The organism is Okeania sp. SIO3B5, assembly GCF_010692555.1.
GTDB lineage: Bacteria > Cyanobacteriota > Cyanobacteriia > Cyanobacteriales > Microcoleaceae > Okeania.
Map to the genome: position 1 here is coordinate 1 of NZ_JAAHHG010000258.1, position 13,871 is coordinate 13,871.

The window sequence follows — 13,871 nt, forward strand, 5'->3', positions numbered from 1 at the left end:
TTTTTTGGTCTAAAAAAGTGCGCCTGTTTTCAGCTCAAAAAGCCCAAAAAGCTAGTATTTTGGGACGATTATGGCAGAAAAATCACTCTTACAATTTTTCCGACTACCTCCTCTATAATTCCCATTTATCCTGTCTCCTGTCTTCCCCTCCCGGGAGGGGTTAGGGGTGGGTTGTCTCCTGTCTCCTACCCCTACTAAAAGACTTTCCATACGCAAACCCTAAGTATTCAACCGAACATAATATTAAACGTCCGAAACAAAACAATTAAAATCAAACAATTATTTATTTCCAATTTACCTGTAACTTATAACTTCTGACTTCTGAGCAAAAAATAAGGTATCAAGCCTCCCCTTTCAAGGGGATGAAAAAAATAAAGTTCAATATTTCAATCCCAATAATTCAGGCAGAGTACTGATAACTGATAACTGATAACTGATAACTGAAATGACTTCCTAATTTTCTCCTTCTAAATATTGAGTTTCAACTTGAGTTCCACTCATCAACTTTTTCCCTGTTAAATATTGAGCTTCAACTGCTTGAGTTCCACTCATAAATTTATTATCAGATTCAAGTGGCAATAAAATACTCGACGCTTCTTTAACTTCCGAAATTAATGCTTGTCCACTACCATTAAATAAACGAATAACTGCATAAGAAATTAATACAGGTGAAGCTAATATTAAAGCAGCTATCATTCCTACTGGTGCCGCAAGTTGATACACAATTAAAGCAGTAGGTTGAAATTCTTCGTATTGGGAAAAAACCTTAGATAACCACCATATTAATAATGCCATTACAGCAAATCCGAAAAGAGTGAAAATTGAAGGTATGATAAATGATACAAATACAGCCATTGCTGTAATTAAAGCACCCCAACCTTGGGTAACAATTTTTTCTGATAGATCAGAAAACATGATGGTTCCATGCACAAACCAATAGATAAATCCAAATACTAATGTTAGTGCTGCACCCCCTAAAAAAATGTTAACGCCCTTAATAAAAAGTTGCTTAATTTCATCGTTGTTGAATACAGGTTGTTTCTGATTGACCATTTTTATATTCCTCTTACCTTTAACTTTTTAACATTAGTATATCTATAGTATATCTATGATTTTGTCCTTTATGGGTTGAACCCACATTCCGCCCGTTAAATTGTAACATTAAAAGTAATATAAAAATCCGTAACTGGTTAAGTATTTATACTATATAAATCATCTTCATTTACCAAAAAATAAGGTCTAAAGCCTCCCCTTTTAAGGGGATGAAAAAATATTCAGTTCAATATTTCAAGCCTCCGGTTTTAGTCGGAGGTACTGATAACTGATAACTGATAACTGATAACTGAAATTACCTTTCTCCTTTGTCAAATTCTGAGGAAAATATTCAGCATAAACACTTATTTAATTGTTGACTAATTAAGTTACCACTATGATGTTCTCCCGAATTATGACTCCTGACTCCTGACTCCTGACTCCTGACTCCTAACTCCTACCCTCACCCATAAGACTTTTTCAACAAACCCTAACTAATAAAGCTTTTATCGTCAACTAAAAGGAATAGCTGATGGCTGATGGCTGAATGCTTACAATCATTTAAATTTTACAGCAATAAAAAATTAATTTTTCCTTTTGAATAAACACATTGGCTAGTACAAGTTTCATCAATTCTTACTGCTACAAGTCCTGGTATTTTATCTTCTAGTTGCTCATAAATCCATTTAGCGATCGCTTCACTGGTAGGATTAACTAAGCCTGTAGTTTCGTTTAAATGATAGTGGTCTAAATAATTCTCAAGTAGAGGTTTGAGATATTTTTTAATATCTCCATAATCCATAATCATACCCTGCTTTGCTCCAGAATTTTCTAATTTATTACCAGAAACATAAATAACGCCGCGCCAAGAATGACCGTGTAGTCTTGCACATTTACCATCATGATTAGGTAGTTGGTGAGAAGCTTCAAATCTAAATTCCTTGCCTATTATCCAGGTTTCTGAGTTAGATTCATTGTTTAGAGTTTGATCTTTTCCCTCTTTTTTTTTCATTTAATACCATTGCTTTTCAGTTATCAATTATCAGTTATCAGTTACCAGTACCTCCTCAAGTTTAAGTTTTTTTCCCTTATTACTTATTACTTATTACTTCCTACTTCTTCCTTCTAACTTTGAAATAATCCCAAAGTATCTAAAACTTCACCAAGAATCATTAGAAAGATTTATTACTCCTAAAATTGCTTTTTATGTATTAAGATTAAACTGTTTATTGCCAATAGAAAATCATTCTAATTTAGATATTATCCCATCTTTGTGTTGTTTGTGGATTGTATATAAATTTTCAAGATTAAGCATTTCAGTTAGAGGCAATAAAATCCGAAATTTCCTTTTTTATCCCCTTGAGATAGGAAGGTTTGATACTTTATTTTTTAGCCAGAGGTTTCTTAATTTAAATAAATTAAATTAATTTTTTTCCTACTCCCTATTCCCTAATCTACAAACTCCAGCCCCCAGAAACTTCCAAAACTTGCCCTGTAATATAATCAGAATTAGGGTTAATAAAAAACCAAACACCATTGTTAACTTCTGACAAAGTTGCTGGACGTTTAGCTGGTAATTTAGGAATCATTTCCTCTACATCCCAAGAATTTTCTGCGACTCCAGGAGAAATTACATTAACAGTAATTTTATCTTTAATTAGCTCGAGAGCTAATGATTTAGTATAGATGATAATACCAGTTTTGGCAACCATATAAGCTGTATTAGTTTGGCGTGCTGCTATATTTTGGGCACTGGCACAAGCAAAATTAACTATGCGTGCGCCATTTGCTGCTTTGAGATAGGGAAGTGCTGCTTTAGTAATATAAAAAGTGGCATTGAGGTTAGAATTAATAACTTCCTGCCACTCTTTTATAGATGTTTTGCTAATGGATTTTCTTAAGTAGTTACCTACATTATTAACTACTACTGATAAACCCCCCAGTTGTGCTGCTGCATTTTCGACTAGAGACTGAGCTTGTTCAGGTTTGGTAATATCTGCTTGTTTGACGATCGCTTTTACTCCATAATTAGTTGCTTCTTGAGCTGCTTGGTTGGCTGCTTCTACGCTTTTGTTATAATGAAAGGCTACATCAAATCCTTTACTTGCTAAGTTGAGAGTGATCGCTCTACCTATTCCCACTGCTGAACCTGTTACAAGTGCTTTTTTTAGCATTGTCCTTAAACTAAATTTAGGAACTATTTCATTAATGGATAATTGATAATGGATAATTGATAATTACCTCTGGTTAAAACCGTTACGGAATTGAATATAAGGTAATATTATTTCTTCTCTTGGTCTCATGGATATGGTTAGGAAACCCATCCATCCCACCCTTCGGGAAGCTCCGAAGATCGACAGTTGTCTTGGTTGATTGGATATGGCGAGGGGACCCGATCTTATCAGAGCCGCTCCGCTGTTAGCGCAGCTTTGCGATAGCAAACGCCATCCGGAGACCGCTTTTTTCCCCTTAAAAGGGGAGGCTTCAAGTCGGGTAATGCTCTTCAATACTTATGAACCGCAAAACTATAGATATTTGCAAAAGCATTACAATTCACCAACGTCAAAAATTTGGATTCTTCCTATGGAGTGAGCTAAATCTTAACATCCAAGCTTTTACCGAAAAATTTGGTTTAAAGCCTCGCCCTTGTAGGGCGACTTTTTATTTTATTTGCAAGTGAATTGAATATATGCTACACTGTTATATATGCTACACTGTTATTGGTTGCTGGGGAGCACGCCTCCTCCGGAGGAGCTGCGAATTGCGGAAACTTTAAACGGACGTGTAGGGAAGCGTTAGACTACCGCCAAGGAAGCAGTACCCTGTGTTAGCGGCAGCTATGCGAAGCAAAGCGTCAACCCGCTGAGGAGCTACGACTCGGTAGAAATCCCCGCGCCTTTAGGCCGAGGAGGATGTCAAAATAAACTCATACACTCTAAAACAGCTTTAACTTTAGAAACTTCGTGAGTTCTGAGCATATCATTTTTTCCTAATGCTGCAAAAACTGAGGTAAAAACTTGACCACTTCTGAGTTCTTCTCCAAAAACTTCTTTGGCAGTGAAGAGCGTATGTAAAACTGGAAACCCTAATTTTCTTAGCCGAAAAGCATTTAAAAGGCTTCTGATTTGATATTTAATCTGAGTTGACACATATAAACCTTGTTTTCTAGGGCCAAGAAGAGCGACAGCTGGATCTATAAAAATTTTTTTGACTCCTAGTTTAGTTGCTCTTTCTATCTCTTTGCCAAAATAATCATAGACTAAGTCTATTGGATCTTTAGCTAATGTATAATCGAAGTCCTTTACATCTCTAACGTTTTTTTCTTGAAGGTAACAAATAATAATTGCTGCATCGAAATCAGCTACAGCTCGATACATTTCTTCACTATTTTCAGTTCCAGTAAAGTTAACAACCTTTGCACCAGCTTTTAAACAAACTCTTGCAAGTTCAGGGTAATAGGTTTCAACTGAAGTCAACACACCTTCTTGAGTAAGGGTTTCAATTACAGGCAAAAGTGAACTTTTTTGTTTAAACTCATCAACTCTTTGTGTCTTTGGTACACTAGATTCCGCACCAATATCTATAATGTCGGCACCTTGAGCTGTTAAAACCTTGCCACGATGAATAGCTTGTTCGGGGGTGTAACAGATAGCGTGATTATGCCAAGAATCAGTGGAAAGATTAATAATTCCTAAAAGCGCTGTTTGAGAATTAAAGTTAAACTTTTTATTCCCAATAGTGAATTCTTCAACTTGGGTATTGTAGTCATCCTGATGTTTGTCATACACTTCGTAAATATCTGCTAGAGTAAGCATTGTTCAACTCCTGTAATCAAAAATAGTAATTTTCAGTCTGGCAAAAATTCCCTACTAACTCCCATTGCCCAGGAATGGCTGTTATGAACAACTCTTTTTGTAGGGGGGGTTGAGGAGGGGTTTACCGAATAATTAATAATTAATAATTAATAATTAATAATTAAATAATTATGGTTTAAAGCCTCCTCTTTTAAGGGGAAAAAAGTGCTAGGATATTTCCTTATATTCAATTTCGTAGCGTTTTTAACCAGAGGTAATTATCAATTATCCATTATCAATTATCAATTAATGAAAGCCTTACTTTCAAAACATATATGCAATCATAATCTAGGGAATCTATGTACAGCTACAATCTCATACCCCCTGCTACTTCCAAAACTTGTCCTGTAATGTAATCTGCTTCAGGAGTGATAAAAAAAACAACTGCATTGCTGATTTCTTTTAAGGTTGCGGGTCGTTTACTTGGTAGGAGAGAGATAGTTGTTTCGTCTAAACCAACAGAATTTTCTGCGACTCCAGGAGATATTATATTTGCAGTAATGTTGTCTTTGATTAACTCTTTAGCCAATGATTTAGTATAGATAATCACACCAGTTTTAGCAACTCTATAAGCTGTCTCTACCTCACCTGCCATCACATTTTGGGCACTGGCAAAGGCAAAATTGACAATACGTCCCCAACCTGCTGCTTTCAAGTGAGGAATTGCTGCTTGAGTCACATAGAAAGTTGAATTAAGGTTAGAATCAAGCATTTGATGCCACTCTTCTATGGATGTTTGGCTAATTGATTTTTCCAAATAATTACCCACATTATTAATTACCACTGATAACCCTTCGAGTTTTTCAGCTGTAGTTTCTATTAGAGACTGAGCTTGCTCTGGTTTAGTTATATCTGCTTGCAAGGCAATAGATTTTACTCCATAGTTAGTAGTTGCTTCTTTACTTGCTTCGTTAGCTGCTTCAGCACTAGAGTTGTAATGAAATGCCACATCAAATCCTTTAGTGGCTAGATCGAGACCGATCGCCCTTCCTATTCCTGAAGCAGAACCTGTTACGAGTGCTTTTTTGAGCATGATCTTTAAGAACTAGATTTAATCGCCCAAGTACAAATGTTTAAACTGTCGAAAATTATCTCTTGCGGTAAAATAATCCCAAGCTACATAAGAAACTTCTAAATGTCTAGGACCAGAATTAGCATCAACAGCTGTTCTCCCATGTAGCACTCGGAAGTTTTGCACCATCAAACAATCTCCTGATTCTAAACGGAAATGATATTGATAATCAGGGCTTTTCAAATAACGGAAGAATTCACTATAAGCTTCATAGAATTTTTCCATTTTGTCAAAAGGTATATCCCAGTTGCAGGCGTGGGAGTGACCAAAATATACTCCGGAAACTTTTCCTTTGATATCTAATTCTATGATGGGGCGACTGCGACGATGATAATATTCCCAATCTGTATATAACTGCTGGAACTGAGTAGGAGTTTCTACCAAAATTTGGAAATAGTCTGGATGGTGTTTTTGAAAGTCTTGGGCAACTCGAAAGCCATCTACCAGTATTGAATCTCCACCTGTTGCTTTGTTCTCTACAAAGTAGAGAAATTGCAATAGGTGAGAGGTATACATATAACTTTCATAATCAGTGTGGGGTGGTAGAGCGTAGCCAGTCTCAGATATATCATTAGCTCCTGGCTTAGACTTTACTGTGTAGAAACGCCCGCCCTCTGTATAATGAATTGGTCCGATAGAAGTCAGAAAATTATCTAACTCTGATAAGGGCATATTTTTGATGACTGCAAAACCCAAGATGTATAGTTGGTCAACCCAAGCTTGGCTACTACATGAATAAAAATCGTGTTTTTCTGGCGGATGGGCTTCGATCCATGCAGTATCCCACAGAATTTCTTGTTGTTTACGTAGTTCAATTTTACTATGAAAGCTAGCTTTTCCTGCTGTTTCATCATAAGCATGACTCATCAACCAAGAGATAGGAAAAATGCTGCGATGAGGAGGGTTTTCATCCCAGTCAATAATCAGTTCATTCTCTGTTAATTCGACACTCTGTGGTTTTGGAGGAGCTGTTACCTCAGAAATATCATAAAGTTTCTGGAAAGAGCTAGGATGGCGATTTTTAGAACTCAGACAATTATCACGCAACCAAATGTAGTGGAAGCGTTTACCTTCCACTGTTATAAAAGATTTATTGTCCATACATTTTTCAAACTTTAACTTTTTTGGTATTAGGTGGTTCAACAATTAATAATTAATTATTAATTATTAATTATTGCCTCGGGTTTTAACCGTTACGGAATTGAATATCAGGAAATATTATTTCTTCTCTTGGTCTCATGGATATGGCGAGGAGACCTGCGCCATATCCATGAGACTAGAAAATAAAGTTCAATATTTCAACCCTCTGACTTTCCTACGGAATGCTACGCAAACAGGCAGAGGTACTGATAACTGATAACTGATAACTGATAACTGAAATGACCCCCACCTATTAGTTAAATATATTAGGACTTACGCATGAACGCTATTGGTAGGGTGTGTTAGCCCTAGCGTAACTGAGCAGCACTCCATATATAGTGCCTTTGCGTAAGTCCTGTATATATTAATATTTAGGGCTGATTTTTACTTTTTTCCCATCATCTTTTCCAAATACACCGATGTTTCACCTTCTGGAATTGCTGGCAGAGAATGAAATTCCACATTTCCTTGATTTGCAGTTAAAGTTTGATAGAGCAGTTCTCGACAGTGGTTATTTTCATCGGCCACTACTACCTTTGCTTCATGTCCATTTTCTAAGACTTCGGAGCGATCGCATTGTTCGTTAGCCCAAACAATTAATATATCACCTTTTTCACATAACAGTGCCCCTCCTCCATTGGGACAAACCATTCCCGAACCCGCTTCTCCAGGTAAAACATAAGTTGACCAACGGTTTCCATTATTAATATTGACTATTTCCACTTCTTCTAAGGGCAACATTCCTACTTTTTCCAGTAGATCTGAGTCTATGGTTACGCTGCCAACATAATCACGCTTTGCTTCTGTTACTCGTATGCGATGAAGTTTAGCGTGCATTAGTTTGATTCTACCCATTATTTTCCTTTGTGATTTATTTGTACAATTGAAACAGCAGTCAGCACCTCAGCGGTCAGCCATCAGCTTCTATTCTCAAGGCAGAAAATGGGGGATACTCAAGAGAAGCTGCTCTGCGTCTTATAACCCCCATAACACACACACCACTAATTTTTCAAATATAGTGGGGGGACGCCGAACCCGCTGATTTTAGCTAATAGCTGATAGCTAATAGCTGATAGCTAATAGCTAGTTAATTAGGACTTTTGGTAGACTATAACATACATTGGTTCCGTCTCAAATATATTAAACTGTTCTTGAGAAATTATATTCCAAGGCAAATTTTTGAGTATTTCATGCAAAAAATTGCTCTGATTATAATAATCTACTCGTACTGTTAAAATAAAATATCCACTTTTTTTCAACAAACTGGATAGACTTTTTAAAGCACGAGGGTGAGCATGACCAAAGGTGAATACACCTACTGACAATATTGCATCATAGCTTGCTTCTGATGCGAAAGCTAGAGGTTCCTCTAGGTTGCCTTGATAAAGAGCAGTATAAACCTGCTTCTTCCTGGCTACTTCCAGCATTTTTTCCGAGATGTCAACCCCAACAATATTGGTATATCCTAATTCTGCTAGAGCTTCACCCACCATACCTGTACCTGCTCCAGCATCTAGGATAATTGCATCCTTATTTGGCAATACTTTGGCTAAGGCATTAGCCGAATGGACTGGGGAACAACGATAGGGTTGATCTAAGTCTATATCATAAACAGATGCCCAGGCATCATATTTCTGCTCTAAGTTATCTTCCTTACCATTTTTGTAAATCCAGGATAGGCGATCGCTAACCTTTTCACATGAGTAATAACCCCATCCTAGTTGATTAGTTTGAATAGCCTCGCACATTTTATCATAAGCTGCACTCAGTTCTGGATATTTAGCCAAAGCTAACTGAGAGAGTGCTTCATAGCTTTTGTACAAGTGTTCCTTCAAGTCTTTAGTTGCCAACACCATAAACCCTAACTCGCTCAGGAAATCTTTATAGGAGTCCAGGCTAAATATTGGTTCAAACAGCAAGCGGTCGTAGACATATTTGCGGGCCATTTCGTTGATTTCCTGTGTTGGAGAAATCAGGTCATCGAAGATGAATGTGCCTCCTTCTTCAAGTACGCGGTAAACTTCTCGTAATGCTTGATGTCGGTCGTGAACGTGGTATAATGTGGCTTGGCTCCAAACATGGGTAAAGCTTTTATCCTGATAAGGCAGGTCAGTTGCTGATGCTTTTCTAAACTCCAACCTTAGTGATGGATGCTGCTGTGCTTTTGTTTTGGCATTTTCAACGCGCACAGCACTGATATCTATTCCTACTACTTCACATCCTGTCTGTTGGGATAGCCATATAGCAGTGTTGCCATTACCACAACCGAGGTCTAGCACCCGGGAATCCTTTGTTATCCCACTCTTGGACAACATATATTCATTCCAGCGTTTGCAAGCTGTGATAAAGTTTTCAGCTTTGGCCTCAGTTAAGTCTTCAAAATAGCCCCAGTGTAAACTGCCTTCTGAGTCCCAGAAACTCCTATATAGGCTATCTTCACTATCATAAAATGCTTCTGTATCGGCTTCGGAAAATTTATTTTTTGTCATAAACATATTTGAGTATTATTTAGGTCGCTACAGAAGGGTTAATCCTACCGTCGTTGCTTTGTTAGTTCAAATATATATAAATAATATATCCGAAAATTTATTATTCAGTAATATCTAGCTTTTGCGTTGTGTATTAGCAGATTAAATTATATACCTAAAACTTAAATTTTTCTTTCCTAATTCAATTTTACAGAAAAAGTATAAAATTTCTCAAAGTAACTTACTTTAATTGAAAGCTTTCAGCGACAATACTTACAACATTTTGAATTATATTATGTAAATGTCTCATGATTCCCATAACATTTCTTATTTCGGATAAACCATTGCTAGTAAAACAACCTTGTTAAATCTTACACACTCCATCACATTCTACCACTTCCAGGAGTTGAGCGATCGCCTTTCCCGATACTGGATCTATCCAATTAGGAGCTATTTCTGCTAGGGGTACAAGCACAAAAGCTCTTTCTCTCATCCGAGGATGGGGTATTTGCAGGTTTGGAGTATCTAATATTAAATCATCATATAAGATTAAGTCTAGGTCTAGAGTTCTAGGTCCCCAATGTTCTAAACGTACTCGCTTAAATTGTTGTTCAACATCTAAGAGAATTTCTAGTAGTTTATGGGGTGTTAATTCTACTTTTAATAATGCACAACCATTGAGATAATCAGGTTGTTCTGGACCAATTGGTTTAGTCCGATACCAGCTTGAATAACTATTTAGGGTAATACCTGGAGTTTTTGATAAAGTTTGGACTGCATTTTCGAGAATAGTTAAAGAATCACCGAGATTACTACCAAGAGCAATAGCTACATTATTCTCTTGTTTTTCTGATTGACTGAAGTGAGTTTGATTAGACATTACTTTGGAATTTTCAACCTGATTATTTGCTGAATTAAATTTCTAAAAACCAACAAGAAACTATCCAAGTTTATCATCAACTAAATTGTGATTAATGGCATCATGTTTGTGATAGTTTTTTTCTAGCTTACTATTTATATTATATATAGTAAGTATTCAGCTATCAGCTATCAGCCAGCCTCCTGGGTCGGAACTGCATTAACAGCTATTGCTTTTTTTTAGTTCTAGATAAAAGCTTTACTAATTGAGTGAGAATTAAATTTTACTATAAAAGTTGCCTTTAAAGTCTATATATTAAAATCCCCTTATAAGAGTTAACAGTTAATAGCTGTTTGCGCAGCATTTCCTGTGGAATGCTTACATATTATATTCCTTAATTTTGACTTTTAATGAATAAAAAAATCCCAGAAATTATTACATATCTAAGAACTCCCCAGGCCATTCGAGAAAGGAGCAATCGCATATTTAATCTTGCTTGTCAAGACCAACTAAATAATTTTCGAGTTGATTTAACTCAGCTAGATAAATGTGCCGACTATGTTATTGATGTAACCCTGGAACAGTATCCCAAACTAGATATACCTTTCCATAGTCGTTGGCAACATTTCCAAGTAGGAGATGTGCCTCGCCTAGCTGAACTTGACCAAATGTTGGCAGGACTCAAACCAGTAGAAAAGGCCAAAGTCAAATTTGATTTAGCCATTATTAGTGTACTACTAGATGCGGGTGCCGGGGCAAACTGGCAATACACTGAACCTGAAACTGGCTTAATATTCAGTCGTTCAGAAGGTTTAGCAGTTTGCAGTTTCCGACTATTTTGCCAAGGTTTTTTTTCTAGTAATCCTGATTTTCCCTGGCAAGCAGATACTAGAGGACTTTCTCAAATTGATGTCCAGACTTTAGTCCAAGGATTTCAAGTTGGTCCAGAAAATCCCTTGGTTGGTCTTGAAGGCCGTCTGGAATTGCTGCAACGCTTGGGGCAAGTGTTAAATCAAGATTCTCAGTTATTTGGCATTGATAGTCCACGTCCAGGAAATATGGTTGATTATTTGTTGCACAATCAGGCCATTGAAGAAGGCAGAAGGCAGAAAGAAGAAGGCAGAAGGCAGAAGGCAGAAGGCAGAAGGAAAAATTGCTTATCGATTCAAAACCCAAACAATTTTCAAAACCTTGTAGACGGTGGGGTATTAAACCCGCCACAAAACAGAAAAGATAAAGAAGTAATTCAAGCTACTTCAGTATTAAATGCTGTATTGGAGGGGTTGGGTGATATTTGGCCAGGACGTAGTACTATTTCAGGGATTAATTTAGGAGATGTTTGGCCTCATTCTCTGCTCAAAACTGACTGTTTAGGGGATGAATATATACCTTTTCATAAATTATCTCAATGGTTAACATATTCATTGCTCGAACCATTACAAGAATTGGGTTTAAAAATAACTGGATTAGATGATTTAACTGGATTAGCAGAATATCGGAATGGTGGCTTATTTATAGATATGGGACTAATACAAATTAAAAACCCTCTAGTTTTACAACAGCAACATTTACCAGGTTCAGAAATTATTGTAGAATGGAGAGCATTAACTATTAGTCTCTTAGACAAAGTTGCTCAAGTAATTCAAGAAAAACTTAACTTAAATAGCTCAGAATTACCACTCGTAAAAATCTTACAAGGTGGCACATGGACAGCCGGGCGAAAAATAGCAAAAGAATTAAGAAAAGATGGTGCGCCTCCGATTAAAATAAAGAGTGATGGAACAGTTTTTTAATTAGTAATTATGGACTCAATCTCAATTACTGGAATTCGCTGCTACGGATACATCGGTTTTTTTCCACAAGAGAAGGTATTAGGTCAATGGTTTGAAGTAGATTTAACTCTAGGGTTAGATTTGAATGCTGCAAGTAAAAGTGATGCTTTGGAAGATACTGTAGATTACGGCAGCATAGTTAATACTGTCCAACAGCTTGTAAAAAATTCTAAGTTTGCTTTGTTAGAAAAAGTAGCTGATGCGATCGCCACGGCTATTTTGCAAGAATCATTAGTACAAAATGTCAAGGTTAGTTTAACTAAGTTAGCAGCTCCAATACCGGATTTTAGTGGCAAAGTTACTATTGAAATTACTAGAGGAAAGGAAGCATTAGTATATAACTAATTTAGTTTAATTTAGTTAATAAATTTGTAAGTATTCAGCTCTTAGCTTTTTAATGAATGAAGCAAGGATTTGTTGAACTTCTATTACATTTTTAATCAGAGGATGAACCACAAGAACGATTAGTTTGAGTTCAATTCATACAATTCTATGGCGGAAAATATAGATATTTCTCAAGAGCTGATTGCCGAATGCTGTTTGCGCAGCAGTCCGCAGGAAATGTTTAGATAAATTTGGTAATTTTAGAATATTTTTCAATTTTTCAATGTAGTGAAGTACATATTTTATTTTGATTTTTACAGAATTAAATCAAGTCAAAAAAATGTACTTCGCTACTATCTTCGATCACCTGGTCTTGTATGAGGTACAAATTTATAAGTTCTAGAGAACAAAGAACATAAAATTAAAAACAAGCTTACCAATTGAAGAAGGCAGCGGGAGCTGAAGTTTAGTAATCAACATGAGTGAAAATCGTGTTGAACTATTAATTTATATCATGTTCGGATAATCAGTTATAAAAAAACTTTATCCCTTTTAACCCTTTCTTCCCTTCTGCCTCCAGCATAGCTGCCTCCTGCCTTCCTTCCTCCAAAGTATAAGTATTCAACCGAACATGATATTAGACAGCGATCGCTCTAGATTATAAAATGACAAAAACTACTATCATTAATCATCCATTAGTTCAGCATAAATTGACATTATTACGTCAACAAGAGACTACCACGGCTCAATTTCGCCAACTACTCAAAGAAATAGGAATGTTATTAGCTTATGAAGTAACTCGTGATTTACCCATAAAATATCAACAAATTAAAACACCAATGACATTAATGGAAGCTCCCATGTTAGCCGCTGAAAAAAAAATGGTGATTGTTTCCATTATGCGAGCAGGTCAAGGACTTCTTGATGGAATTTTAGAGCTAATACCTACAGCAAGAGTAGGACATATTGGTTTGTATCGTGACCCCAGTACTTTAGTTGCTGTAGAATATTATTTCAAAGTCCCCCATGATATTGATCAGCGAGATGTGTTAATAGTTGACCCAATGTTAGCAACTGGAAATTCAGCAGTAGCAGCAGTCGATCGGATTAAAGAATTTAATCCAGAGTCAATTCGGTTTCTGTGTTTATTAGCAGCACCAGAGGGAATTGATAATTTCCATAAGTATCACCCAGATATACCTTTATACACTGCTGCTATTGATGAAAAATTAGACACACATGGTTATATTATTCCAGGACTAGGAGATGCAGGCGATCGCTTGTATGGAA

General features: G+C 36.4%; 12 protein-coding genes. 3 read left to right on the forward strand and 9 right to left on the reverse strand.

What is annotated here, in order from left to right:
* Positions 1-453: 453 nt before the first annotated feature.
* From F6K54_RS26875 to folK, 9 genes are all read right to left on the reverse strand, one after another.
* A complete protein-coding gene (locus F6K54_RS26875; protein WP_293084390.1) occupies positions 454-1,053 on the reverse strand; it encodes a hypothetical protein in 600 nt (199 codons plus the stop codon).
* 547 nt (positions 1,054-1,600) lie between these two features.
* On the reverse strand, positions 1,601-2,044 hold the full coding sequence (gene queD / locus F6K54_RS26880; RefSeq protein WP_293084393.1) for a 6-carboxytetrahydropterin synthase QueD: 444 nt from the start codon (positions 2,042-2,044) through the stop codon (positions 1,601-1,603).
* Positions 2,045-2,486: 442 nt separating this feature from the next.
* The gene (tmpR, locus tag F6K54_RS26885; RefSeq protein ID WP_293084396.1) at positions 2,487-3,206 is read right to left on the reverse strand and encodes a bifunctional dihydropteridine reductase/dihydrofolate reductase TmpR; all 720 of its coding nucleotides are present in this window, start codon (positions 3,204-3,206) and stop codon (positions 2,487-2,489) included.
* Positions 3,207-3,947: 741 nt separating this feature from the next.
* Positions 3,948-4,847 (reverse strand): dihydropteroate synthase, encoded by a 900-nt coding sequence (locus F6K54_RS26890; protein ID WP_293084399.1) that lies wholly within the window; start codon positions 4,845-4,847, stop codon positions 3,948-3,950.
* A 346-nt stretch (positions 4,848-5,193) separates the two neighbouring features.
* Positions 5,194-5,919, reverse strand: coding sequence for a bifunctional dihydropteridine reductase/dihydrofolate reductase TmpR (tmpR, locus tag F6K54_RS26895; RefSeq protein ID WP_293084402.1), 726 nt, complete (start codon positions 5,917-5,919; stop codon positions 5,194-5,196).
* Between the two features lie 18 nt (positions 5,920-5,937).
* The gene (locus F6K54_RS26900; protein WP_293084405.1) at positions 5,938-7,059 is read right to left on the reverse strand and encodes a TauD/TfdA family dioxygenase; all 1,122 of its coding nucleotides are present in this window, start codon (positions 7,057-7,059) and stop codon (positions 5,938-5,940) included.
* 423 nt (positions 7,060-7,482) lie between these two features.
* The gene (panD, locus tag F6K54_RS26905; RefSeq protein WP_293084408.1) at positions 7,483-7,953 is read right to left on the reverse strand and encodes an aspartate 1-decarboxylase; all 471 of its coding nucleotides are present in this window, start codon (positions 7,951-7,953) and stop codon (positions 7,483-7,485) included.
* A gap of 236 nt (positions 7,954-8,189) precedes the next feature.
* Complete coding sequence (locus F6K54_RS26910; RefSeq protein ID WP_293084411.1) at positions 8,190-9,587, reverse strand: methyltransferase domain-containing protein; 1,398 nt, start codon at positions 9,585-9,587, stop codon at positions 8,190-8,192.
* Positions 9,588-9,930: 343 nt separating this feature from the next.
* Positions 9,931-10,446, reverse strand: coding sequence for a 2-amino-4-hydroxy-6-hydroxymethyldihydropteridine diphosphokinase (gene folK / locus F6K54_RS26915; protein ID WP_293084413.1), 516 nt, complete (start codon positions 10,444-10,446; stop codon positions 9,931-9,933).
* 389 nt (positions 10,447-10,835) lie between these two features.
* Between folK and F6K54_RS26920 the strand changes: the two genes are divergently transcribed.
* From F6K54_RS26920 to upp, 3 genes are all read left to right on the forward strand, one after another.
* Positions 10,836-12,218 (forward strand): URC4/urg3 family protein, encoded by a 1,383-nt coding sequence (locus F6K54_RS26920; RefSeq protein ID WP_293084416.1) that lies wholly within the window; start codon positions 10,836-10,838, stop codon positions 12,216-12,218.
* A gap of 9 nt (positions 12,219-12,227) precedes the next feature.
* Positions 12,228-12,602 carry a dihydroneopterin aldolase gene (gene folB, locus F6K54_RS26925; protein ID WP_293084419.1) on the forward strand — a complete coding sequence of 125 codons (375 nt, stop codon included), beginning with the start codon at positions 12,228-12,230 and terminating at the stop codon, positions 12,600-12,602.
* 644 nt (positions 12,603-13,246) lie between these two features.
* The coding region (gene upp / locus F6K54_RS26930) for a uracil phosphoribosyltransferase (RefSeq protein WP_293084422.1) at positions 13,247-13,871 on the forward strand (625 nt) is incomplete at its 3' end.

Bases quoted from the DNA above. Each gene is read 5' to 3' on its own strand.
- F6K54_RS26875 (WP_293084390.1), bottom strand. From the start codon at position 1,053: ATGGTCAATCAGAAACAACCTGTATTCAACAACGATGAAATTAAGCAA.
- queD (WP_293084393.1), bottom strand. From the start codon at position 2,044: ATGAAAAAAAAAGAGGGAAAAGATCAAACTCTAAACAATGAATCTAAC.
- tmpR (WP_293084396.1), bottom strand. From the start codon at position 3,206: ATGCTAAAAAAAGCACTTGTAACAGGTTCAGCAGTGGGAATAGGTAGA.
- F6K54_RS26890 (WP_293084399.1), bottom strand. From the start codon at position 4,847: ATGCTTACTCTAGCAGATATTTACGAAGTGTATGACAAACATCAGGAT.
- tmpR (WP_293084402.1), bottom strand. From the start codon at position 5,919: ATGCTCAAAAAAGCACTCGTAACAGGTTCTGCTTCAGGAATAGGAAGG.
- F6K54_RS26900 (WP_293084405.1), bottom strand. From the start codon at position 7,059: ATGGACAATAAATCTTTTATAACAGTGGAAGGTAAACGCTTCCACTAC.
- panD (WP_293084408.1), bottom strand. From the start codon at position 7,953: ATGGGTAGAATCAAACTAATGCACGCTAAACTTCATCGCATACGAGTA.
- F6K54_RS26910 (WP_293084411.1), bottom strand. From the start codon at position 9,587: ATGACAAAAAATAAATTTTCCGAAGCCGATACAGAAGCATTTTATGAT.
- folK (WP_293084413.1), bottom strand. From the start codon at position 10,446: ATGTCTAATCAAACTCACTTCAGTCAATCAGAAAAACAAGAGAATAAT.
- F6K54_RS26920 (WP_293084416.1), top strand. From the start codon at position 10,836: ATGAATAAAAAAATCCCAGAAATTATTACATATCTAAGAACTCCCCAG.
- folB (WP_293084419.1), top strand. From the start codon at position 12,228: ATGGACTCAATCTCAATTACTGGAATTCGCTGCTACGGATACATCGGT.